Source organism: Paracoccus albicereus (genome assembly GCF_024359525.1).
Classification (GTDB): Bacteria; Pseudomonadota; Alphaproteobacteria; order Rhodobacterales; family Rhodobacteraceae; genus Paracoccus; species Paracoccus albicereus.
Genome location: NZ_JAKZEU010000002.1, coordinates 398,135 through 421,954, shown reverse-complemented (window position 1 = coordinate 421,954; position 23,820 = coordinate 398,135). Strand labels below are relative to the sequence as shown.

The window sequence follows — 23,820 nt, the reverse complement described above, 5'->3', positions numbered from 1 at the left end:
CCTCCTTCAGGCGAGACCAAGGGCAGTCACGGCCAGATCGATGACCTTGATGCCGATGAAGGGGACGATCAGCCCCCCGAGACCGTATAGGGTCAGGTTGCGACGCAGCAGGGCCGCAGCGCTGGCGGGCGCGTATTTCACGCCCCGCAGCGCCAGCGGGATCAGTGCCAGGATCACCACTGCGTTGAAGATCACCGCAGACAGAATAGCGCTTTGGGCGCTTTCAGCCCCATCACGTTCAGCACGGCAAGACCGGGATAGGCTGCGATGAACAGAGCGGGCAGGATGGCGAAGTATTTCGCCACGTCGTTGGCGATGCTGAACGTGGTCAGCGCGCCCCGGCTGATCAGCAGCTGCTTTCCGACCAGCACGACCTCGATCAGCTTGGTCGGGTCGCTGTCCAGGTCGATCAGGTTCGCGGCCTCCTTGGCGGCGGAGGTGCCCGAGTTCATCGCCACGCCCACGTCGGCCTGCGCCAGCGCCGGCGCGTCGTTCGAGCCGTCGCCGCACATGGCAACCAGCTGGCCCTTGGCCTGCTCGGCGCGGATCAGCTCCAGCTTGTTCTCGGGCGTGGCCTCGGCCAGGAAGTCGTCCACGCCGGCCTCGGCCGCGATCGCGGCGGCGGTCAGAGGGTTGTCGCCCGTGATCATCACCGTGCGGATGCCCATCGCGCGAAGTTCAGCAAAGCGTTCGCGGACCCCAGGCTTGATGATGTCCTTCAGGTGCACCGCCCCAAGGATGCGGCTGCCCTCCGACACCAGCAGCGGCGTCCCGCCCGACCGGGCGATCTGATCCACGCTGGTCGCGAGAGTGGTGTCCATGGCCCCACCGGTATGGCGCAGGATCGCGTCGACCGAGCCCTTGCGCAGTTGCGTTCCGTCCGAGAGATCGACCCCGGAAAGGCGGGTCTGTGCCGAAAAGGGGATCGCTCCGCCAACCGTCGGCAGATCCTCGGCAGAGCCGGGCTGCCTCCGGGCGATCTCGACGATGGATTTTCCCTCTGGCGTATCGTCGGCGCGGCTGGCCGCCAGAGCGGCGCGCGCCAATGCAGCAGCGGTGACACCCTGCGCTGGGATCAGCGCGTCCGCCATGCGGTTGCCGAAGGTGATCGTGCCGGTCTTGTCCAAGAGCAGCACGTCCACGTCACCCGCCGCCTCGACCGCGCGGCCGGATTTGGCGACCACGTTGGCGCGGGCCAGACGGTCCATGCCGGCGATGCCGATAGCCGAGAGCAGACCCCCAATCGTCGTCGGGATCAGTGTCACGAACAGCGCGGCCAAGAATACGACGGGAATCGACGTGCCGGAATAGCGGGCGAAGGGTTCCAGCGTGACGACGACGAAAAGGAAGATCAGCGTCAGCCCGGCCAGCAGGATGTTCAGTGCGATCTCGTTCGGGGTGCGGCCATGTTCCGCCCCCTCGACCAGCGCGATCATGCGGTCGAGGAAGCTGCGCCCGGGTTCGGCGGTGACGCGCAGCACCAGCCAGTCCGACACGATCCGCGTGCCGCCCGTGACCGAGCTGAAATCGCCGCCGGATTCGCGGATCACCGGGGTGCTCTCCCCGGTGATGGCGCTTTCGTCGACCGAGGCGACGCCCTGTATGACCTCCGCATCGGCGGGAATGATGTCGCCGGCCGAGACGAGCACGATCTGTCCCTGCTTCAGATTGGCGGACGCGACCGGTGCAGCCTCTTCATGCGGGCTGTCGGGGGTCGGCAGGACGCGGACCATCGTCTCGGACTTGGTGGCCCGAAGGCTGTCGGCGCGGGCGCGGCCGCGCCCCTCGGCGAGGCTCTCGGCGAAATTCGCGATCAGGACCGCCGCCCAAAGCCAGAAGGCAATCTGGACGGCGACGCCTGCACCGGACACGCCAAGTGCCAGATCGCGCAGCCCCAACAACGTCACCATCATTGCGACGCCGGCAGTTGCGAAGATCACCGGGTTCCGGATCAAAGTATGCGGCGCAAGCTTGGCCAGCGCCTGTCGGGCCGCTGCCGGGGCAAGGGCCGTCATCGACGGCAACGGGAGGGTGGATTTACTCATGGTTAAGCCTCAGAAGCTTTGCCCGCCCAGCATCGATACATGCTCGGCGATGGGGCCCAGGACGAGGGCCGGGAAGAAGGTCAGCGCGCCCAAGATGAGGACCGTGACGATAAGAAGGATCACGAAAAGCGGCCCATGCGTCGGGAAGGTGCCCGCGGTCGCAGGCGCCGCGCGCTTCGTCGCCAGAGAGCCGGCAACCGCCAGCATAGGGACGATGATCGCATATCGGCCCAGCAGCATGGCGATCCCTTGAAGCGTCGTGTGGAACGGCGCCGCCGCCCCGAAGCCGCCGAAGGCCGAGCCGTTGTTGCCCGTGGCCGAACTGTAGGCATAGAGGATTTCGGACAGGCCATGCGGCCCGGCATCCTGCACCGCGGCCAGACCCGCCGGAACGACCGCCGAGAGCGCGCCGAAGATCAGGATGCCAAGCGGCATCGACAGGAACGCCAGCACCGCAAGCGTCACCTCGCGCCCTTCGATCTTCTTGCCCAGATATTCCGGCGTGCGACCGACCATCAAGCCGGCCAGGAACACCGCGAGCACGATGTAGAGCAGCATCCCGTAAAAGCCTGCGCCGACGCCGCCAAAGATCACCTCGCCGATCTGCATGTTCAGCAACATCACAAGGCCCGACAGCGGCATGAAGCTGTCATGCATCGCGTTGACCGATCCGTTCGACGCCGCGGTCGTCGCCTGCGCCCAGAGTGCAGACAGGGTCGCGCCGAAGCGGACTTCCTTGCCCTCCATGTTCGCGCCAGAGATCCCGGTCGCTTCGGTCAGCATCGGATTGCCGGCCTGCTCGAATCCATGGATCAGAAGAAGCCCGGCGACGAACAGCGCGCCCATCGCGGCGAACACCGCCCAGCCCTGACGGCGATCGCCCACCATGCGCCCGAAGAGAAAGCAGAAGGAGACCGGGATCAGCAGGATCAAGACCGACTGCACCATGTTCGACAGGATCGTCGGGTTTTCGAGGGGATGGGCCGAGTTGACCCCGAAGAAGCCGCCGCCATTGGTGCCCAGCTGCTTGATCGCGATCTGGCTGGCCGCGGGACCCTGTGCGATGACCTGGGACGCGCCTTCCAGCGTTGTTGCCCGGATGTAGGCCCCCAGCGATTGCGGAACACCCTGCCAGATCAGCACGATTGCCGCGAGGATCGAGATGGGAAGCAGGACGTAGAGGGTCGCGCGAACCAGATCGGTCCAGAAATTTCCGACCCGCCCGTCACCTCCGGCGACGAAGCCGCGAATCACGGCCACGGCGACTGCCATCCCCGTCGCGGCCGAGACGAAGTTCTGCACCGTCAGCCCGACCATCTGCGCCAGGTAGCTTAACTGCACCTCGCCCGAATAGGCCTGCCAGTTGGTGTTTGTGACGAAACTGATCGCGGTATTGAAGGCAAGATCAGGCGACATTGGCCCGATCGCTTCCGGGTTCCAGGTCAGCGCACCTTGAAGGCGAAGGACCGCGTACAGAAAGACGAAGCCTGCCAGATTGAACATCAGGACGGCCATCGCGTAGGCCGCCCAGCCCTGCGGCCGTGTTGCAGCGGGGCCGGCAGCGGCAAGGCAGCCGCGTTCAACCGGGCCAAGGATCGGGCTCAGCCAGACGCGTTCACCGCTGAAGACTCGGTGCATGTAGCCGGCCAGCAGCATGGCCAAGCCAACGGTTGCAGCGCAGTAGAGGATAAGAACAAGATAGCTTGTCGGCATCGTAACCCCCTCAGAACCGGTCGGGGCGCATCAGCGCCAGGAGCAGATAGCCAAGAAGCCCCGCCGCCACGGCGAGGCCGAGGATCAGATCGAACACCGGATCCTCCGTCACAAGCGCATCAGCGCGCGGGTTGCGGCCATGAAGGCCAGAAAACCGCCTACGCCGAGCGTAAGATAAATGATGTCGGACATGCGTCACCTTCGATTTGTGTCGCATGACGATCACAGAGGGACGCGTAAGGAAGCTATGCGCGATGCGGTCAGGACGCGTAAGGAACGCGTAAGGATTGGCCAGGACGGCGGCGACGCTGCGAAGCGACACCCGCTCGCGCGTTTTCGCTTCCTACAGTTCCAGCTTGCCCGCGCGCCGGATGACCGCCTCTGCGACGCTCAGCGCCGCGAGCCACGACGTCTTCGGATTTTCGGGCAGCGGATTGTTCTCGATGGTGATGGCGAAGCGACCGAAGGCGCCTTGCACCTCCAGCTGATGGCTGTTCGTGCGGGTCGTCGGATCCGCAATCAGCCTGACCCGCGTCCTGTCGAAGCCGATGCCTGCCAGAGCCACGGCTGCGGTCACGTTGGCGTTCTTCGGGTAATCACGCGCAGCCTCGGCTGCCGATCCTTCGTAGAAGGTCGCAGGCTCGCGCAACGTATCAAGCGCGACGACCTCTTCAGCAGGCGTTCCCGTCCAGGCACCCGGCGGCTTGCGACCTGTATAGGTGACGGCATCAAGACCCGCCAACGCGGCGGCGCGCAGCGCGTCGAGGCCGCCGATCGCGCCAGCAACGGCAACCAGGCGCGCGCCGCCTTCTTCCGCCGCTCGCTGCAACTCTTCGCGGATCGCAGCATCGGCAAGGGCCCCGATGGACACGATGGTGACGTCGATCCCTGCCCGCAAAAGCCGGGGCACATGATCGGCGACGCTTCGATGCCCGGCACATTCCACGACCAGATCCGGCGCGGCGGCGATGAGGCCGCTGATATCGTCGTGACGCACGATCCCGCCCGGGACCGGACGGGTTGACGTCGAGCGGATCAGACAATCAGCGATATGGATGGCGTCTCGCTTGGAGAGCTGCTGAACCAGACTTTGGGCCATCGCACCAAACCCGATGATCCCGATCCGCATCTTCTGGGTCATGACGCCTTCCTTTCTCAGTTCTTCGTGGATGCACCCTTCGGCCGATGGGTCGAATGTCAAGCCGATGGGTCAGCGCAAGGCTCTAGTCTCGCCCTCGCGTTACGTCGACGCAGTCCCGGCAAGGCCCGGAATGGCGATGGCGCGCTCGATCTCCGACAGGAACGCGGCCTGAACGCGTTTCATCGGTTCACCCGCGCGCAAGACCACGCAGACTGGGGCCGTAAGGGGCGGGTCAAGCGGACGGTGCGACAGACGATATCGTTCACCCGACACGGCCGTCAGCGAATCGGCGATGGCGATGCCCATGCCCGCTTCCGCCATCAGACAGGCGAGAGACGAGTAGCGGACCTCGGCCGCCGCCCTGTCACGCATTTCAGTCGTGATGAGATTTGCGGCAAGCTGATCAATCGGACTGCCCGGTTCGTAGACGATCATCTTTTCGCCGCGCAGCGCCCGACCACCGATCCTGTCATGCTGTTCAAGCCTGTGACCGGGTCGAAAACAGCATAGCAGCGGCACCTGACCGATCACCCTGATCTCAAGCCCGTCGCGCGGCATCGGGTTCAGCCCGAAGCCGATGTCGGCCATACGCGCCTCGACCGATTCAAGGACGCCGCTCATCCGCCGCATGTCGATGTTGAGATGCACGGAAGGACGCTGTGCAAGGAACCGCGAGACCATTCCGGGGATCAGGCCATTCGCCACGGGCGGTGTCGCGACGATCCGCAAGCTGCCGAGTTCGCTGCGTTTTCTGGCCTCGATCCGGTGATTGAAGGCGCCGTATAGTTTGAAGATCGCCTCGGTGTCGCGAAAGATCTCCTCGGCGTCCGGTGTCGGAACCAGACGGTTTCCAAGCCTCTCGAACAGGACGAGGCCAGCACGCTCTTCCATCTGTTTCAGCGCGTTGCTGACCGCGGGTTGCGAGATCTTCAATGCCTCTGCGGCACCCACCGTGGTGCGCTGTCGCATGACCTCGCGAAACGTCTCTAGCTGGCGCAGTGTGAACATCTAAATCCACAAGAGTATAATGCGTTATTATACTAAGGGCGGAATTTTTGATAAACGTCAATATTGCGCCGTGATCGGGTGGTCGTCAGCATCCACTTCATCGACCCGGCGACCGCGCGAAGAAGGCGGCCCGGCAACCCGACAGGAGAGATGACATGAACACCACCCGCAGGACGGCCACCGCCCTCGCGCTGATCCTGACAGCCGGCATCGCGCAGGCTCAGGATACCAGCTACACCGTCGCGCTGGACGGAACTTTCGCGCCCCATGCCATGCCGAACATGAGCGGCGGCATCGAAGGCTTCAATGTCGATCTGACGGCCGAAATCGGCAAGCGCCTTGGCGCAGACATCGAGATCGTCGCCACGCAGTTCTCGGGCGTTCTGCCCGGAATGCAGGCCGGAACTTACGATTTCGTCGTCGCGCCGGTCACGCTGAACGAGGAGCGCGATCAGGCCTATCTGTTCACCGAGGGCTATCTGGACACCGATTTCCAGTTCCTCGTCCCTGCGGATGGCGAGGACATTACCGACCTGTCGCAGCTGTCAGGCAAGACCGTTTCGGTCAACAAGGGCTCGGCCTACGACAGTTGGGCGCGTGAGATGGCGCCAGAGATCGGCTGGACCGTGGAAAGCTACGGCACCGCGACCGACGCGGTTCAGGCCGTGCTGTCCGGTCGGGCCGATGCGACCGTTGCGGGCAACACCGTAATGGCATGGACCGCCAAGCAGAACCCGGCAGTCAAGCTCAGCTATCTCCACAAGACCGGACTGGTCTGGGCGATGCCCTTCCGTAAGGATAGCGACGACCTGCGCCGCAAGGTCGAAGCCGCGATCGAATGCATGAAGACCGACGGCACCATGGTCGCCCTCTCCGAAAAATGGTTCGGCGTGACGCCCGAGGAAGGCGCAGCCGCAGTCACCCCCCGGCCCGGCTGGGGCGAACCCGGCACGACAAGCTATGTCGAGGACGATCACGAACCGTCCTGTGGCTGATCCGGTGATGTCGGAGATGAACGCAACCGATCGTGTGGGCGGAACCAAGCCGCCCACGCTGCAGCTTTCCGGACTGCACAAGTCCTTCGGCACCGTCGAAGTCCTGCGCGAGATCGACCTGACTGTCGAGCGGGGGCAGATGGTGTTCGTGCTGGGACGATCGGGGTCCGGCAAGTCCACCATGCTTCGTTGCTGCAACCGTCTGGAGGAGCCGAGCGCGGGGTCTATCTTTCTGGAAGGCCAGGACATCTGCGCGCGCGGCGTCGATCTCGACAAAATCCGGCGCCGGATCGGTATGGTGTTTCAGTCCTTCAACCTCTACCCGCATCTGGATGCGCGGCGGAATGTCACGCTGGCACTGCGCAAGGTGCTGAAACTTGGCCGCGACGAAGCGGACGAACGCGCGACGTCGGCGCTGGATCGCGTCGGTCTGGCCAACCGCGCCGACCACTATCCCGGCCAACTGTCCGGCGGTCAGCAGCAGCGCGTCGCCATCGCGCGTGCCATCGCCTTGCAGCCCGTGGTGATGCTGTTTGACGAACCGACCAGTGCCCTCGACCCCGAATTGGTCGGTGAGGTGATCGCCGTCATGCGCGAGCTGAAGGACCTGCACATGACGATGCTGGTCGTCAGCCACGAGATGGCCTTCGCGCGTGAAGCCGCTGATCGTGTGGTGTTCATGGCGGACGGCCGCATCGTCGAGGATGCGCCGCCCGAACAATTCTTCACCCAACCCAGCGAGGAAAGCACGCGCGCCTTCCTCGCCCGCTATTCGGCCTGATCCGATGTCGGCTTGGGACCGCTTCGCGGAGACATTCCTGAACGGCGAGGTGCTGGCCCGCTATCTGCCCTCGATCTTGGGCGGGGTCTGGGTGACGGTCGAGCTGTCGCTGCTGATCGTCGTCGCGGGCATCCTTCTGGGAACCGCTCTGGCCTGCCTGCGCGCTTATAGGATCGCGCCGCTCTCGTTGCTGATCGTGGTCTTCGCAGACGTCTTCCGATCGCTGCCGCCGCTGGTCCTGATCCTGATGGGCTATTTCGGTCTGCCGAATGTGGGCTTCACGCTGTCGGCCTTCGCGGTTCTGTTCGTCATCCTTACGCTCACGCTTGCCGCCTTCACCGAGGAAATCGTCTGGGCGGGCATCACCGCGACCCCTAAAGGCCAGTGGGAGGCCGCGCGCTCGACCGGAATGGGCTTTTCGCAGACGCTGGTCTGGGTGGTGCTTCCGCAGGCGGTTCGCATGGTGATCCCACCGCTGACCAACCGCGCCATCGCGATCACCAAGATGACTGCGCTCGGTTCAGTGATCGGGGTGCCGGACATCCTGAACCAGGCGACGACGGCGCAGAGTTTCTCGGGCAATGCCTCGCCGCTGCTGCTGGCCTCGGCGCTTTACGTTCTGCTGTTCCTGCCGCTCGTCATCGCCTCGCGCCGCCTTGAAGCGCGCTTCGCGTGGAGAACCTGAATGGACCAGCTGATCCTTCAGTTCTTCAATGTCGAGGTGATGGCAAAGGCTTGGCCGCTGCTTCTGCGCGGGCTCGGGATGACGGCGCTGCTCTGTTTGGCGGTGATCCCGCTGGGCCTGCTGGGCGGGCTGCTGGCTGCGCTCGCGTCGACCTCGCAATCGCGCTGGCTGCGATGGCCGACTGTCGCGCTGATCGATCTGTTCCGTGCGCTGCCGCCGCTGGTTCTGCTGATCTTCGTCTATTCCGGCCTGCCCTTCACCGGCTTGCAACTGCCACCCTTTCTGGCCGTGGTCATCGCTTTCCTGCTGAACAACTCGGCCTATTACGGCGAGATCATTCGCGCGGGCCTGATCTCGGTCCCCGCAGGTCAGTCCGAAGCCGCGCGCTCGACGGGGCTGACGCAGTCGCAGACGCTGATCCATGTCGTGCTGCCGCAGGCGCTGCGCAACGTGCTGCCTGACCTGATCTCCAACAGTGTCGAGGTGGTCAAGATGACCTCGCTCGCCTCGGTCGTCTCATTGGCAGAGCTGCTCTACTCGGCCGACATGGCCCGCTCCGTCACCTACAACGCCTCGCCCATCACGCTGGCGGCGCTGATCTACCTGATCCTGCTGTGGCCCGTCGTCCGTCTGATGAGCCGATTCCAGCGCAAGATCGCCATTTAAGGAAACACCATGCGACAGATCGTCATCGGCGCCGCCCAGATGGGTCCCAACCAGAAATCCGACAGTCGAGAGGTCATCGTCGCGCGGATGGTCGCGCTGCTGGAACAGGCGGCAGCGAAAGGCTGCACGCTCGTCGTGTTTCCTGAACTGGCACTGACGACCTTCTTCCCGCGCTGGTACATGGATGATCAGGCCGAGGTCGACACCTGGTTCGAGGACGAGATGCCGAACGAAGCCACCCGGCCGCTGTTCGACCGGGCACGCGAACTGGGTATCGCCATCAGCATCGGCTACGCGGAAAAGACGCCGGACGGGCATCATTTCAACACCCAGATCCTGACCGACAGGCAGGCCAAGATCATCGGCAAATATCGCAAAACCCACCTGCCCGGCCATTCCGATTACGACCACGACCGTGCCTTCCAGCATCTGGAGAAGCGCTACTTCGAGCCGGGCGATACCGGCTTTCCGGTCTGGCGCACGCAGGACGCCATCGTCGGCATGTTGATCTGCAACGACCGACGCTGGCCCGAAGCCTACCGCGTCATGGGTTTGCAGGGGGTGGAGTTGGTCGTGCTGGGCTACAACACGCCGTCCGTGAACAGTCAGATGGGCAGCGAGGGTCTGGAGCAGCGGCTCTATCATTCCGAATTGTCGATGACCGCAGCCGCCTATCAGAATGCGACCTGGGTGGTCGGCGTGGCCAAGGCCGGGGACGAGGACGGGCATCCGCTGATGGGAGGCTCGATCATCGTCGATCCGAACGGCTATGTCGTCGCGCGGGCGGAAACCGAGGGCGACGAGTTGCTGGTCCATGCCTGCGACATGGACCTGTGCAATTTCGGCAAGGAGACGATCTTCGATTTCGAGCGGCATCGCCGGATCGAACATTATGGTCTGATCACCAGCCAGACAGGCGTGGTGCGCCCGGCATGAGCTCGATCGACCTTGCCGCGCTGGATCCGCGAAGCCGCTACAAGCTGCTCTGCGCCGTCGTCATTCCTCGCCCGATCGCCTGGGTGACGACCGAAAGCAAGTCCGGCATCGTCAACGCGGCACCCTACTCTTTCTTCAACGTCTTCGGGCAGGACCCGGCGCTGATCGTGCTGGGCCTGGAGAACCGCGAGGGCGGAGAGCCGAAGGATACGACCCGCAACATCCGTGACACCGGGGAGTTCGTGGTCAACATCCTGACGCCCGATCTTGCCGCACCGATGGTCGAGACAGCCGCACCCTATCCGGCCGACATCGGAGAGCCCGACACGCTCGGGCTGTCGCTTGCGGCTTCGGCGCGTGTCGCGCCCCCGCGCCTCGCGGCGGCCCCTGTCGCGCTGGAATGCCGCAAGATGGTCAGCCTGTCATTTTCCGCCGAACGTGAGCTGCTGGTCGGCGAAGCGCTGCACCTTCACGCCCGCGACGGACTGATCGACGAGGACACGCTGCGCGTCGAATGGGGCGACGATCTGCCCTTGGCGCGCCTGTTCGCCGACCGTTACGCACGGCTTGTCGAGACCGACCGTCACACGATACCAGACCCCCGAACGAAAGCAGGCTCCGATGCAGTTTGATCTTGTCATCACGGGCGGCACCATCGCCACCGCATCCGACACCTTCGCAGCCGATATCGGCATCACCGGCGGCAAGATCGCGGCGCTCGGCACCGGCCTTCAGGGCGCCGACACAATCGACGCGGCCGGCAAGCTGGTCCTGCCCGGCGGGATCGAGGCGCATTGCCACATCGCGCAGGAAAGCGCGACCGGCGGCATGACCGCTGACGATTACCGCAGCGGTTCGATCTCGGCGGCCTTCGGGGGCAATTCCAGCTTCGTGCCTTTCGCCGCACAACATCGCGGAATGGGCGTGACCGAGACACTGGATCTTTACGACAGCCGGGCCGAAGGCGCGTCGGTCATCGATTATGGCTATCACCTGATCATCGCCGACCCGACCGAAAACGCTTTGCGTGACGAACTGCCCGCGGCCTTCGCGCGTGGCGTCACCTCGTTCAAGGTCTTCATGACCTACGATCTGATGAAGATCGATGACGGTCAGTTTCTCGACATCCTCTCGACGGCACGCGATCACGGCGCGCTGACGATGGTGCATGCCGAAAACTCCGGCATCATCCGTTGGATTACCGACCGGCTGATGGCGGGCGGACATACCGCGCCCCGCTATCATGCGATCAGCCATCCGGCCGCAGCCGAGGCCGAGGCGATCAACCGCGCGATCACCCTGGCCCGCTTCGTCGATGCACCGTTGATGATCGTCCACGTCTCGACGCCAGAAGGCGCCGATCTGGTCGCACGCGCCAGGCTGGAAGGCGCCAAGATCTTTGGTGAGACATGCGCCCAATATCTGATGTTGACCCGCGACGATCTGGACCGGCCTGGGATGGAGGGGGCGAAGTTCATGTGTTCGCCGCCGCTCCGCGACAGGGCCACGCAGGATGCGCTGTGGCGGCATCTGCAGGTCGGGACCTTCTCGGTCTTCTCCTCGGACCACGCGCCCTACCGGTTCGACGACAGCGGCAAATTGGCCAAGGGGCCGGACGCGCCCTTCAAGGTCATCGCGAACGGAATGCCGGGGATCGCGCTGCGTTTGCCGATGCTGTTTTCGGAAGGGGTAGCCAAGGGCCGGCTGACGATCAACCAGTTCGTCGCGCTGACGGCGACCAACCAGGCCAAGCTGTTCGGGATGCACCCGACCAAAGGCACGATCGCCATCGGATCCGACGGCGACATCGCGATCTGGGACCCGACAAAGACTCGCACCGTGACGCTGGCCGACCAGCACGACAACATGGACTACACGCCGTTCGAGGGGATGGAACTGACCGGCTGGCCGGTGACCGTCCTGTCGCGCGGCGAACGGATCGTCGATGCGGGCGAGCTGGTCGCAAAACCCGGACGCGGTCGCTTCATCAAGCGGGCACCGGCCGACTTCACCGGATATCCGGGCAGCCATACGCCGGAACTCGATCCCACGCTGAACTTCGGCGCCGACATCGCACGAGGGCGCCGGACATGAGCGGTCCGATCGTCGTCATCAACCCGAACTCGAACCAGGCCGTGACCGACGGTCTGGATCAGGCTTTGGCAGGCTTTCGGCTGACAGGTGGGCCTGCGATTGAATGCGTGACGCTGACCGAAGGCCCGTTCGGGATCGAAAGCCAGCGCGACGTGGACGGGGTCGCCCTGCCCCTGGGCCGGATGGTCGAAGCCCGCACCGATGCGAGCGTCTTCATCATCGCCTGCTATTCGGACCCAGGTATCGATCTCTGCCGTTCGCTATCCCGCATTCCTGTCTTGGGCATCCAGGAATCGGGCGTGCTGACCGCAATGACCCGCGCCGACCGGTTCGGTGTCATCGCCATCGCCGATGCCAGCATCCCGCGCCACATTCGCTATCTTCGCCGCATGGGGGTCGAGGGGCGGCTGGCCGGCGAACGCGCCCTGAACATCAGCGTGGATGACAGCGCCCGGAACGACGGCACCTTTGCCCGGCTGGTCGAGGTCGGCACGCGGCTGCGTGACGACGATGGCGCCGGCGTTCTGATCTTAGGCTGCGCTGGGATGGCCCGCCACCGGGCCCCGCTGGAACGCGAACTTTCGATCCCCGTCATCGATCCGACACAGGCCGCGACCGCGATGGCCCTCGGCCTGTCGCTGAGCCAGCAAACCGACTGAACCTCAAGGAATTTCACATGCCACAGATCACCCGCGATACGCACGGCGTTTTCATCATTGCCGCGACGCCCTTCACGCAAGACGGCGCCATCGACACCGAAAGCCTGCGGCGCCTGATCGACTTCTACCTGTCCCACGGCGTCGACGGGATGACCATCCTCGGGATCATGGGTGAGGCGAACAAGATGACGCCGGAAGAGCGTCGCGGCATCATCGATCTGGTCATGCAAAGGGTCGGCGACCTGCCGGTCGTCGTCGGCGTCTCTGACGCCGGTCTTGCCAACCTTTCCGATCTCGGTCGCTACGCGATGGATCGCGGAGCCGTGGGGCTGATGGTCGCCCCTGCCCCCGGGCCTGCGCGCGAGGACCGGATCGAGGGCTACATCCACGCTGTCGCCGGTGCCCTGCCCGACGTGCCGCTGTGCTACCAGGATTTTCCGCTGGTCACCGGTCTGCCAGTCTCGCCCGCGCTGATCCGGCGTCTGTCGGACGATCTGCCGCAGATGGTCATGCTGAAGCACGAGGACTGGCCGGGTCTGAACAAGATCACCGCCTTGCGAAGGATGGAGCAGGACAACCAGCGAGAGCGCCTGTCGATCCTGTGCGGGAACGGCGGCCTGTTCCTGCCGCTAGAGCTTGCCCGCGGGGCAGATGGCGCGATGACCGGCTTTGCCTATCCCGAAGCGCTGGTCCGGACGGTTGCCCTGCACCGCGACGGCCGCGTCGAGGAAGCAGAGGATCTGTTCGACGCCTACCTTCCCATCGTCCGGCTTGAACATCAGCCGGGCGCGGGTCTGGCGGTGCGCAAACACATCCTGATGCGTCGCGGCGCTATCGAGAGCCCCGCCACCCGAGCGCCCGGTCCCAGCCTTACCGCAGCCGACGTGGCAGAAATCAACCGGCTGATGGACAGGCTGGAGCGGCGGTTGGGACAGTGACCGCCGTGTCTGGAAGGTAGCCTTCGCGGACACGGCGACCTCTTTCTCGGCAGCACCGCACCGCCCGCTCTTTGCCTGACGCAACGGCAATCGTTGCTTGCGTGCTGCGCGCGGGTAAAACGAGGCGCGGACGAGGTTTCACAATCTTGCCCTGCACCATCGAATGTGCTTGAAGGCGCCACGGTTGCGTGACTGCCGCGCCTCCCGCACGCGTGGGGATACGCCATGATCAAACGTCTCATCATCGCCGTCGTCCTGCTTGTCCTCGTGGTCGGCGGATTGGTCGGTTTCAATCTGTTCCGCGACAAGATGATCGCGGACGTCTTCGCCAACATGCCCGTGCAGCCTTCGGCTGTATCGACGGTGACGGTTGAACCGACGGAATGGCAGCCGGGCATCGAGGCGATCGGCACGGTAAACGCGGCTCAGGGCGTCGATCTGGCCGTCGAAAGCGCCGGGATCGTGCGCGAGATCAATTTCCGCTCGAACCAGCGCGTGGAACAGGGCGACGTTCTGCTGCAACTTGACGACACCGCGCAGCAGGCCGATGTCGCCGCGGCTCGCACGCAGTTCGAGCTTGAGCGTTCGAACCTCGACCGCACGACAGCCTTGCGCGACCGTGGCGTGACGGCGTCGAGCAGCCTCGAAAACTCGGAAGCCGCGGCCCGCGCCGCCGAAGCACAGCTTGCGCGCGCCGAAGCGGTTCTGGATCAGCGCCAGCTTGTCGCGCCGTTTTCCGGGACCGTCGGGATCGCGCGGATTGATCTGGGACAGTACGTGTCACCCGGAACGCCGATCGCGACCCTGCAGGATCTCGACAACATGCGGGTCGATTTCTCGCTGCCCGAACAGCGCCTGAATGAGCTGGAAATCGGGCAGACGATCACGGTCCGGGCCGAAGGCCTGAACGAGGGCCTGACAGGCGAGATCACAGGCATCGATCCCCGCGTCGATGCGGCGAGCCGTATGGTGTCCCTGCAGGGTGAGATCGGCAACGCCGACGGTCGCCTGACTCCGGGCCAGTTCGTCCGGATCGAGGTTCAGTTGCCGGTCGAAGAAAACGTCATCGCCGTCCCGCAAACGGCTCTGATCACCAGTCTTTACGGCGATCACGTCTATGTCGCCCGTCCATCCGAGGATGATCCCGAACAGATGGTCGCGGCGCAGATCTTTGTCGAGGCGGGCCGTCGGCACGAAGGGGCTGTCGAGATCCGCAAGGGGCTGGAGGCCGGCGCCCGTGTCATCACCGCCGGTCAGAACCGCCTGACGAATGGCGGCCCGGTCGTCATCGACGACAGCGTGCAGCCCGGTGACGAGCCCGCCGCAGGGGACACACCGGCGACGGAGGCGACAACAACCGAGGCAGCTGAACCCGAGGGACAAGCAGTCCCCGAAGCAGCCGCAGAAGAAACGACGGCACAAGGTGGCGAAGAGACGGCCGGTGCAGCCGAAGCCGGAACGCCGGACACCACTTCGGCATCGAGCCAGCCATGAGTCCGTCAGACATCTTCATCAAGCGCCCGGTACTGTCGACCGTCGTCGGGCTGATGCTGATCCTCTTGGGCCTTCTTGGCGCAGTCAGCCTTCAGACCCGCGAATACCCAGAAGTCGATGAAACCGTCGTCACCGTCACCACGGTCTATCCCGGCGCTTCGCCGGAATTGATCCAGGGCTTCGTGACCTCGCCCATCGCGCGCGCCGTCGCAACCGCGGAGGGCGTGGACTACGTGACCACGCAGTCTCGCCCCTCGGCGTCGGTCGTCACGGTCAACATGCGCCTTGGTGCAGACCCGGACAACGCTCTGACCGAAGTGATGTCGAAGGTGCAGGAGGTCCGCTCGCAGCTTCCGACCGAAGCCGAAGACCCCTCCGTGGTCAAGGGCACAGGGATGACCTTCGCCACGATGTATTTGGCGCTGCAGAACCCGAACATGACCTCGGAACAGGTCACCGAGTATATTGAGCGGGTCATCCGACCGCGCATGTCGACGATCGACGGTGTGGCCGAGGCCGAAATCCTGGGCGGTGCGACCTACGCGATGCGGGTCTGGATCGATCCGGTCAGGCTGGCCGGTCGTGGTCTCACCGCGGCCGAGGCGATGGCCGCGATCACGCAGTCGAATTTCCTCTCGGCGCCCGGCAAGACGCGCAACCAGTACGTCGCCTATCCGATCACGCTGGAATCGACGCTTCAGACGCCTGAAGCCTTCGGCGCCCTGCCCATCAGCGGCGAAGGCGACGAGGTCGTGCGCCTGCGCGACGTGGCCGAGATCGAGCTCGCATCCGAATCCGAAGACACGATCGTCGAATTCAACGGCCAGCCGGGCACCTTTATCGGAATCTTCCCCAGCCCGAACGCCAACCCGCTGGACACCGCTGCCAACGTCAACGCCGAACTGCCCATCATTCAAGCCAGCCTTCCCGATGGGATGGACCTGACATTGATGTACGATGCGACAGAGCAGATCTCATCCTCCATCCGCGAGGTTCTGACCACGATCGTCGAGGCGACGGTGATCGTCACCGTGGTGATCCTGCTTTTCATGGGGTCATTCCGCTCGGTGCTGATGCCGCTGGTCGCCATCCCGCTGTCGCTCGTCGGGACGATGTTCCTGCTGTTCCTGATGGGCTATTCGATCAACCTGCTGACGCTGCTCGCGATGGTTCTGTCCATCGGCCTGGTCGTCGACGACGCGATCATCGTGGTCGAGAATATCCAGCGGCACATCGAGGATGGCGTGCGACCGATGCAGGCTGCCTTCGTGTCGATGAAGGAGCTGTTCGTTTCGATCGTCGCGATGTCGCTGACGCTGATCGCCGTCTTCATGCCGCTGTTCTTCACCGGCGGTCTGACCGGGCAGCTGTTCCGCGAATTCGCGGTCACACTGGCGGGTGCGGTCGGGATCTCCGGCCTCGTCGCTTTGACCATCTCGCCGATGATGGCGGGACGGGTCCTGACATCGGGCGGACATTCCCGGTTCCAGAAGTTCATCGATCGGAACTTCACGCGGTTCGAAAACTGGTATGCCCGTAGGGTCTCGACCTCGCTCGACTATCGTCCGGTGACGATCCTGATGATCGTGGTGCTGGTCGCCGCGACCGGTTTTCTGTTCACCAAGACCACCAGCGAACTTGCACCCGAGGAAGACGTCGGGGCGCTATTCTCGTTCATCAATGCGCCGTCCTACGCGACGACCGACTACACCAGAACCTATACCGACGCGATCCGCGCGGCGACGGACGATATCCCCGAAGTTCGGGCGAGCTTCTCGATCGTGGGCTTCGGCGGCGCGACGAACTCTGCCATCGCGCTGTGGGCGCTGAAGGACTGGGGCGAGCGCGAACGCAGCCAGGCCGAGATCCAGCAGGATATTCAGGGCCGTCTCGCCAGCATCACCGGCGTCGAAGCGTTCGTCTTCGCGCCGCCCACCCTGCCCGGCACCGGCGGCGGTCTGCCGATCACCGTTGCGATCCAGTCGACGGGCGATTCCGCACGCGTCTATGAGGTCGCCGAGGAGATCCGCCAGCAAGCACAGGCCTCGGGCCGGTTCATCGTGGTGCAGAACTCGCTCAGCTACGACACGCGGCAGGTCAGCGTCCGCATCGACCGTGACCGCGCAGCGGCACTGAACCTGCCGGCACAGCAGATCGGTCAGACGCTTGCGCTGCTGGTCGGCGGGAACTCGATTGCCCAGTTCGACCGCGACTCGAACAGCTACGATGTCATCATGCAGGTGCCGGACGAGTATCGAAACGACCCCGAACGGCTGGGCGACTTCTTCATCCGCTCGACCGATGGTGAGATGCTGCCGCTGTCCGCCGTCATCGAGATCGAGACCGAAGCGTCGCCAACGATCATCGAGCAGTTCAACCAGCTGAACTCGGCCACGATCTCGGCGTTGCCGATCCCTGGAACCTCCACCGGCGACGGTCTGGCAGAGATCGAGCGTATTGCGCAAAGTGTCCTGCCCGACGGGTTCTTCATCGATTATTCCGGGCAGTCTCGGCTTGAGAAGAGCGAGGGCGCCGGCATCATGGTGGCCTTCGGGCTGGCCATCGTCGTGATCTACCTCGTGCTCGCCGCGCAGTTCGAAAGCTTCCGCGATCCGATCATCATCCTGATGACCGTGCCGCTTTCGATCTTCGGCGTGATCGTTCCCCTCAATCTCGGGGTCGCGACGCTGAACATCTACACGCAGGTCGGGATGATCACGCTGATCGGCCTCATCTCGAAGCACGGGATCCTGCTGACTGAATTCGCAAACCAGCAGCGACGCGAACGCGGCATGTCCCGCAACGAGGCGATCGTCGAATCCGCGCGCCTGCGTCTGCGCCCGATCCTGATGACGACGATCGCAACCGCGATCGGCGTGGTGCCGCTGATGATCGCCGAAGGCGCGGGCGCCGCCGCCCGCTTTTCGATGGGCCTCGTAATCTTCTCGGGCATCACGGTCGGGACGCTTTTCACGCTGTTCGTGGTGCCGACGATCTACACCCTCGTCTCCCCGAAAGAGACGCCGGCCAAGGCCGAAGAACCCGATCAGGAACTGGCCCGACAGATCGCGCAGCAGCACGGGACCGCCTGAGGCGGTTCCCACGCCCGCCCATTGGGGTTGATCCCGCCGTGACCGCGTGAGACACCGCGTTCGACCAAGAATTTTCCTTCGACAGGACGACACCCGTGACCGATCACATCATTCGCGACATCGGCCTTGCCGATTACGGCCGCAAGGAACTCGACATCGCCGAAACCGAGATGCCGGGTCTGATGGCCCTGCGTGCCGAATATGGCGAGGCACAGCCGCTGAAAGGTGCGCGCATCGCTGGCAGCCTGCACATGACGGTTCAGACTGCTGTGCTGATCGAGACGCTGATCGCGCTTGGGGCCGAGGTCCGCTGGGCGTCGTGCAACATTTATTCGACGCAGGATCACGCCGCTGCCGCCATCGCTGCTTCCGGCGTGCCGGTCTTCGCGATCAAGGGTGAAACGCTGCCGGAATACTGGTCCTATACCGACCAGATCTTCCGCTTCGCGGACGAGGGCGATCAGGGTGGCGTCGCCAACATGATCCTCGACGATGGCGGTGACGCGACGCTTTATATCCTGCTTGGCGCACGCGTCGAGGCCGGCGAGACCGACTTGATCGGCAATCCCGAAAGCGAGGAAGAAGAGGCGCTTTTCGCCCAGATCCGCGCGCGCCTGGATGAGACGCCCGGTTGGTTCACTCGTCAGCGCGATGCGATCCGCGGCGTCAGCGAGGAAACCACCACCGGAGTTCATCGCCTCTACGACCTTCACAAGAAGGGCCTGCTGCCCTTCCCCGCGATCAACGTGAACGACAGCGTCACCAAGTCGAAATTCGACAACAAGTACGGCTGCAAGGAAAGCCTCGTCGACGGCATCCGTCGCGCTACCGACACGATGATGGCCGGCAAGGTGGCCGTCGTCTGCGGTTACGGCGATGTCGGCAAGGGCAGCGCAGCCAGCCTGCGCGGCGCGGGCGCCCGCGTAAAGGTGACAGAGGTCGACCCAATTTGCGCACTTCAGGCCGCGATGGACGGCTACGAAGTCGTGCGTCTGGAAGATGTCGCCGACAGCGCCGACATTTTCATCACCACGACCGGCAATCGCGACGTGATCCGCCTGGACCACATGCGCGAGATGAAGGACATGGCGATCGTCGGCAACATCGGCCATTTCGACAATGAAATTCAGGTCGCCGCACTCAAGAACCACAAATGGACGAACATCAAGGACCAGGTGGATATGATCGAGATGCCTTCGGGCAACCGCATCATCCTGCTGTCCCAGGGTCGTCTGCTGAACCTCGGCAACGCCACCGGCCACCCCTCGTTCGTGATGTCGGCATCCTTCACCAATCAGGTTCTGGCGCAGATCGAGCTGTGGACCAAGGGCGGTGACTACGCCCCGGGCGTCTACATCCTGCCCAAGGCGCTGGATGAAAAGGTGGCCCGCCTGCATCTGGAAAAGGTCGGTGCCCGGCTGACCGAGCTTTCCGACGAGCAGGCCGCCTATATCGGCGTCACGCCGCAGGGTCCCTTCAAATCCGACCATTACCGGTACTGATCTCATGACCGAATATTCGCTGTTCACCTCGGAATCCGTGTCCGAGGGCCATCCTGACAAGATTGCCGACCAGATCTCGGACGCGATCCTCGACGCGATCCTCAAGGACGACGCGCGGGCGCGCGTTGCCTGCGAGACGATGGTCAAGACCGGCGTGGCGATCATCTCGGGCGAGATCACCACCACCGCCTGGGTCGATCTCGAGCGGATCGTACGCGATGTCATCAACGACATCGGCTATACCAGCAGCGAGGTCGGCTTCGACGGCGCGACCTGCTCGGTCATCAACATCATCGGCAAGCAATCGCCCGAGATCAATCAGGGCGTCGATCGCGAAGCGCTTGAAGATCAGGGCGCTGGCGATCAGGGCCTGATGTTCGGCTATGCCAGCGACGAGACCGACGTCCTGATGCCCGCACCGATCACCTATGCCCATCGCCTGGTCGAGCAGCAATCGAAAGTCCGCCGCGACGGCACCCTGTCGTGGCTGCGGCCTGATGCGAAATCACAGGTGACGCTGCGCTATGGCGAGGATGGCAAACCGGTCGCCGTGGACGCGGTGGTCCTGTCCACTCAGCACAGCCCGGACATTTCGCTGAACGATCTGGAAGAAGCCGTTCGCGAAGAGATCATCAAGCCGGTCCTGCCCGACAACTGGATGAGCGGCGACACCAAGGTCTACATCAACCCGACGGGCAAGTTCGTCATCGGCGGTCCGGTCGGCGATTGCGGCCTGACCGGTCGCAAGATCATCGTCGACAGCTATGGCGGCATGGCGCGACACGGCGGCGGCGCGTTTTCCGGCAAGGACCCGTCCAAGGTCGACCGCTCGGCCGCCTATGCGGGTCGCTGGGTTGCCAAGAACATCGTCGCGGCCGGATTGGCACAGCGCTGCGAGATCCAGATCAGTTATGCGATCGGCGTCGCGCAACCGACATCCATCAGCCTCAACACCTTCGGCACGGAAACCGTCCCGGTCGAAAAGATCGTGGCCGCCGTGCGCGAGGTCTTTGACCTGCGCCCCTTCGCGATCATTCGCGACCTGGACCTGCTTCACCCGATCTATCGCCCGACCGCGAGCTATGGCCATTTCGGGCGCGAGCCCTATGCGCTGGCCGGCGCAACGGCGTTCAGCTGGGAGCAGACCGACAAGGCCGAGGCGCTGAAGGGCGCAATCACCTGACAATGGACGGGCAGCGGCGAAAGCCCTGCCCGCACCCCCCGCTAGGCACTTGACCTGCCTAGCAGTTCGGTCATCTCCTTGACGGATGAAGGATCGTAGCGATCAACCTGGCCTGCCGCTGCCAACACCCCGCAAACAGGGGCCTTTCGCTGCCCTTCGATCGTCTTTTCTGGCCGGTCTGGTCGTCATCGCGCCCATCGGCATCACCGTCTGGCTGATCTGGACGCTGACCGGTTGGATCGACAGCTGGGTGCTGCCGATGGTGCCCTACCGTTTCCGCCCCGAACATTATATCGGCATCAATCTTCGCGGCGTCGGCGTCGTCTTCTTCCTGCTGTTCACGGTGGTGATCGGCTGGCTCGCGAAGGGATATGTGGGCCGATCCCTGCTGCGCCTCGGCGAACAGATCGTCGACCGCATGCCGATCGTCCGCAGCATCTATGGCGGGCTGAAGCAGATCGCCGAGACGGTCCTGTCGGAAAAGGAAGCTCGGTTCGATCGCGCCTGCCTGATCGAGTATCCGCGGCGTGGGCTCTGGGCCGTGGGCTTTGTCGCGGGCCCTGCCAAGGGCGAAGTCGGCCGGCAGGTGCCAGGCGACATGATGGCTGTGTTTCTTCCGACAACGCCCAACCCAACCTCGGGCTTTCTGCTCTTCATTCCTGAAAGTGACGTTCATTTCCTGAACATGACAGTCGAGGACGCGGCCAAGCTGATCATCAGTGCCGGACTCGTCTATCCGGGCCGCCCCGACCTGTCGCTTCAGGAAAACATCGACGGCAAATCGACAGTGTCGTGATCGTTTAAAGCATCGGCGTGATCGGTCAGGAATTGCTCTGCCGCCGCCTGCCCTGCCGCCTTCATCCGCGAAAGCAGCCCCGGATCAGGCATCAGCTTGGTGCGCGCGGTAAGCGAATTCATCAGCGTGTCGTCAAGGATCATGTGGACCAGCACGTTCTTCATCGGACGCCCTTGCAGCCGGTCTTCGGCGTAGAGGCGCTTGACGAAGTTGATGGCCCTCAACTCACGCAGGAGCGATGAGTTGAAGCTGATCTCGTTCATCCGGTCCTGGATGTCGGCGGGCGTCTTCGGGACCTCGCTGCGCATCATCGGATTGATGTTCACGATGACGATGTCGCGCGGCAGGTCCTGATCGAACAAAGGAAACAGCGCAGGATTGCCCGAATAGCCGCCGTCCCAGTAGGCTTCACGTTTGCCCGTCGCAGGATCGTCGGTTTCGACCGCGCGAAACAGTGTAGGCAGGCAGGCGGAGGCGAGAAGCGCCTCGCAGGTGATCTCGTCGTTGGCGAAGATGCGGACCCGTCCCGTCCTGACATTGGTTGCCGTCACGAAGAAACGCGGCCCGCGGCTGGCCGCAAACCGTGGATGCGGAAGGGCGCGGAGGATCGGGTCCAGCGGATTGCTGTAAAGCGGACCGTAATCGTAGGGGCTGAAGATACGGGTCAGCCCATCCATCCAGGCAAAGGGCGAGAACAGTTCGGTCAGTCGGTCCAGTCCGCGTGGCACGGGCATCAGCGAATGCATCCAGCGAACCATGCGGTTGTCGCTGACGCGTCCGACTTCGGCCCAGATATGGTCCAGGTTGTCTCGTGCCGCCAGACGACCCGGGATACCGCCGATCGCCAGACCCGCCTTCAACGCTGCTCCATTCAGCGCCCCGGCAGAGGTGCCGCTGATCCCGTCGATCCGCAGCCAGCGCTCGTCCAGCAAACGGTCCAGCACGCCCCAGGCAAAGGCGCCGTGCGCGCCACCGCCCTGCAGCGCCAGATTGATGCGTTTCTCTTCCAGATCGTGCCCCTAAGGCTGTTTGCACCTGCAGCATAGCAAAGCGGACGGACGTGAAACAGATGGGAGTATTGGCAAGGCCATCGGAAGCGGTAAGGATGCCGCCCGAGCAGAGGAGATTAGCCCCATGACCAACCCGACCGAGACCGATCAGGACGCCGAAACCCGTCTGCGCAACGCGCTTGGGGGTGTCACCACGGCCACCCTGACGACGGTCTTGCTGAAGAAGGGTTTGCGCAATGTCTGGCTGCGCGGCGCACGTCCGCTGCGGCCCGGCCAGCCCCGCATTGTCGGTCGTGCCTTCACCCTTCGCTTCGTTCCCGCGCGCGAGGATCTGGCGACCCCCGCCAGCTGGGCCTCGCCGATCTCGACCAGAGCCGCGATCGAGGCGATGCCCGAGGGCTGCGTCGCCGTGGTGGACGCGATGGGCGTCAGCGACGCTGGCATCTTCGGCGACATCCTTTGCGCTCGGATGCACAAGCGCGGCGTCGCCGCGCTGGTGACCGATGGTGTCGTGCGGGACGTGGCCGGGGTTCTTGGCACCGACCTACCCGTCTGGTGCAGCGGCGTCGCTGCCCCGCCTTCGGTCGCGGGGCTGACGTTCGTGGCGTGGGAACAGCCCATCGGCTGCGGTGGCGTTGCTGTATTCCCGGGCGACATGATCGTCATCGACGACGACGGCGCCGTCCTGATTCCCGCTGCGATGGTCGAGGAGGTGACTGCAGAATCCGTCGAGCAGGAACGGATGGAAGGCTGGATCATGGGCGAAGTCGAGGCCGGTCATGCGCTCCCTGGCCTCTATCCGATGAATGACGAGACCCGCGCGCGGTATGATGCCTTCCGCAACGGAAAAGCGTGACGGTATCGGACTTGCACAGGCGCTTGTATTAGCAAGCTCTTACAACAGCCTGTGTCGGTTAATAGTTTTCGGCTTCCGATTGCATTTGCCTTGGATTTCCGCCGGCGCACGCGCTTCATTCAGAGGGGGGCCGGTCGGAGTACGTCAACTGATTTTGTTTTATTTGCCTTATAAGTCATTTCGGCTAACATGGAATGCGTAGATTGGTCCTCGATGTTCAGCGTCT

Annotated in this window: 20 protein-coding genes and 1 pseudogene; 15 read left to right on the top strand and 6 right to left on the bottom strand. The window is 63.9% G+C overall.

The features are described 5' to 3' along the window. Positions 1–6 precede the first annotated feature (6 nt). From kdpB to MLD63_RS05595, 5 genes and pseudogenes are all read right to left on the bottom strand, one after another. Positions 7–2,045: pseudogene (gene kdpB / locus MLD63_RS05615) on the bottom strand (potassium-transporting ATPase subunit KdpB). Positions 2,046–2,054: 9 nt separating this feature from the next. Continuing rightward, positions 2,055–3,758 (bottom strand): potassium-transporting ATPase subunit KdpA, encoded by a 1,704-nt coding sequence (gene kdpA, locus MLD63_RS05610; RefSeq protein WP_255328907.1) that lies wholly within the window; start codon positions 3,756–3,758, stop codon positions 2,055–2,057. Between the two features lie 10 nt (positions 3,759–3,768). Next, complete coding sequence (gene kdpF / locus MLD63_RS05605) at positions 3,769–3,870, bottom strand: K(+)-transporting ATPase subunit F (RefSeq protein WP_255328906.1); 102 nt, start codon at positions 3,868–3,870, stop codon at positions 3,769–3,771. 231 nt (positions 3,871–4,101) lie between these two features. After that, positions 4,102–4,899, bottom strand: a complete 798-nt coding sequence (locus MLD63_RS05600) for an aspartate dehydrogenase (RefSeq protein WP_255328905.1) — start codon at positions 4,897–4,899, stop codon at positions 4,102–4,104. A gap of 99 nt (positions 4,900–4,998) precedes the next feature. Further along, positions 4,999–5,907, bottom strand: coding sequence for a LysR family transcriptional regulator (locus tag MLD63_RS05595; RefSeq protein ID WP_255328904.1), 909 nt, complete (start codon positions 5,905–5,907; stop codon positions 4,999–5,001). A 155-nt stretch (positions 5,908–6,062) separates the two neighbouring features. On the opposite strand from MLD63_RS05595, the gene MLD63_RS05590 reads away from it, so the two are divergent. The 14 genes from MLD63_RS05590 to MLD63_RS05525 all read left to right on the top strand — a co-directional run bounded on the left by MLD63_RS05590 (position 6,063) and on the right by MLD63_RS05525 (position 21,728). Then, complete coding sequence (locus MLD63_RS05590) at positions 6,063–6,902, top strand: transporter substrate-binding domain-containing protein (RefSeq protein ID WP_255328903.1); 840 nt, start codon at positions 6,063–6,065, stop codon at positions 6,900–6,902. Positions 6,903–6,918: 16 nt separating this feature from the next. Then, positions 6,919–7,683, top strand: coding sequence for an amino acid ABC transporter ATP-binding protein (locus MLD63_RS05585; protein WP_255329509.1), 765 nt, complete (start codon positions 6,919–6,921; stop codon positions 7,681–7,683). Between the two features lie 4 nt (positions 7,684–7,687). Beyond that, positions 7,688–8,368: an amino acid ABC transporter permease gene (locus MLD63_RS05580; RefSeq protein WP_255328902.1), complete on the top strand. Its 681-nt coding sequence runs from the start codon at positions 7,688–7,690 to the stop codon at positions 8,366–8,368. Beyond that, positions 8,369–9,034 carry an amino acid ABC transporter permease gene (locus MLD63_RS05575; protein WP_255328901.1) on the top strand — a complete coding sequence of 222 codons (666 nt, stop codon included), beginning with the start codon at positions 8,369–8,371 and terminating at the stop codon, positions 9,032–9,034. A gap of 9 nt (positions 9,035–9,043) precedes the next feature. Beyond that, positions 9,044–9,970 (top strand): N-carbamoyl-D-amino-acid hydrolase, encoded by a 927-nt coding sequence (locus MLD63_RS05570; protein ID WP_255328900.1) that lies wholly within the window; start codon positions 9,044–9,046, stop codon positions 9,968–9,970. Next, positions 9,967–10,602 carry a flavin reductase family protein gene (locus MLD63_RS05565; protein WP_255328899.1) on the top strand — a complete coding sequence of 212 codons (636 nt, stop codon included), beginning with the start codon at positions 9,967–9,969 and terminating at the stop codon, positions 10,600–10,602. The genes MLD63_RS05570 and MLD63_RS05565 overlap by 4 nt, the downstream gene beginning before the upstream one ends. Then, the gene (gene hydA / locus MLD63_RS05560) at positions 10,592–12,064 is read left to right on the top strand and encodes a dihydropyrimidinase (protein WP_255328898.1); all 1,473 of its coding nucleotides are present in this window, start codon (positions 10,592–10,594) and stop codon (positions 12,062–12,064) included. Before MLD63_RS05565 ends, hydA begins: the two co-directional genes overlap by 11 nt. After that, the gene (locus tag MLD63_RS05555; RefSeq protein WP_255328897.1) at positions 12,061–12,723 is read left to right on the top strand and encodes an aspartate/glutamate racemase family protein; all 663 of its coding nucleotides are present in this window, start codon (positions 12,061–12,063) and stop codon (positions 12,721–12,723) included. The genes hydA and MLD63_RS05555 overlap by 4 nt, the downstream gene beginning before the upstream one ends. 17 nt (positions 12,724–12,740) lie before the next feature. Beyond that, a complete protein-coding gene (locus MLD63_RS05550; protein WP_255328896.1) occupies positions 12,741–13,661 on the top strand; it encodes a dihydrodipicolinate synthase family protein in 921 nt (306 codons plus the stop codon). A gap of 225 nt (positions 13,662–13,886) precedes the next feature. Next, entirely contained in the window at positions 13,887–15,155 is a 1,269-nt protein-coding gene (locus MLD63_RS05545; protein WP_255328895.1) for an efflux RND transporter periplasmic adaptor subunit, read from the top strand. Continuing rightward, positions 15,152–18,247, top strand: coding sequence for an efflux RND transporter permease subunit (locus MLD63_RS05540; RefSeq protein WP_255328894.1), 3,096 nt, complete (start codon positions 15,152–15,154; stop codon positions 18,245–18,247). Before MLD63_RS05545 ends, MLD63_RS05540 begins: the two co-directional genes overlap by 4 nt. Before the next feature lie 95 nt (positions 18,248–18,342). Then, a complete protein-coding gene (gene ahcY, locus MLD63_RS05535) occupies positions 18,343–19,749 on the top strand; it encodes an adenosylhomocysteinase (protein WP_255328893.1) in 1,407 nt (468 codons plus the stop codon). A 4-nt stretch (positions 19,750–19,753) separates the two neighbouring features. Then, a complete protein-coding gene (metK, locus tag MLD63_RS05530; protein ID WP_255328892.1) occupies positions 19,754–20,932 on the top strand; it encodes a methionine adenosyltransferase in 1,179 nt (392 codons plus the stop codon). An 85-nt stretch (positions 20,933–21,017) separates the two neighbouring features. Beyond that, positions 21,018–21,728, top strand: a complete 711-nt coding sequence (locus MLD63_RS05525) for a DUF502 domain-containing protein (protein WP_255328891.1) — start codon at positions 21,018–21,020, stop codon at positions 21,726–21,728. Here MLD63_RS05525 and MLD63_RS05520 read toward each other — a convergent pair. After that, complete coding sequence (locus tag MLD63_RS05520; protein ID WP_255329507.1) at positions 21,692–22,738, bottom strand: patatin-like phospholipase family protein; 1,047 nt, start codon at positions 22,736–22,738, stop codon at positions 21,692–21,694. The two genes, MLD63_RS05525 and MLD63_RS05520, sit on opposite strands and share 37 nt — an antisense overlap. Before the next feature lie 124 nt (positions 22,739–22,862). Between MLD63_RS05520 and MLD63_RS05515 the strand changes: the two genes are divergently transcribed. Continuing rightward, positions 22,863–23,594 carry a ribonuclease activity regulator RraA gene (locus tag MLD63_RS05515; RefSeq protein ID WP_255328890.1) on the top strand — a complete coding sequence of 244 codons (732 nt, stop codon included), beginning with the start codon at positions 22,863–22,865 and terminating at the stop codon, positions 23,592–23,594. The last annotated feature ends 226 nt before the right edge of the window (positions 23,595–23,820 follow it).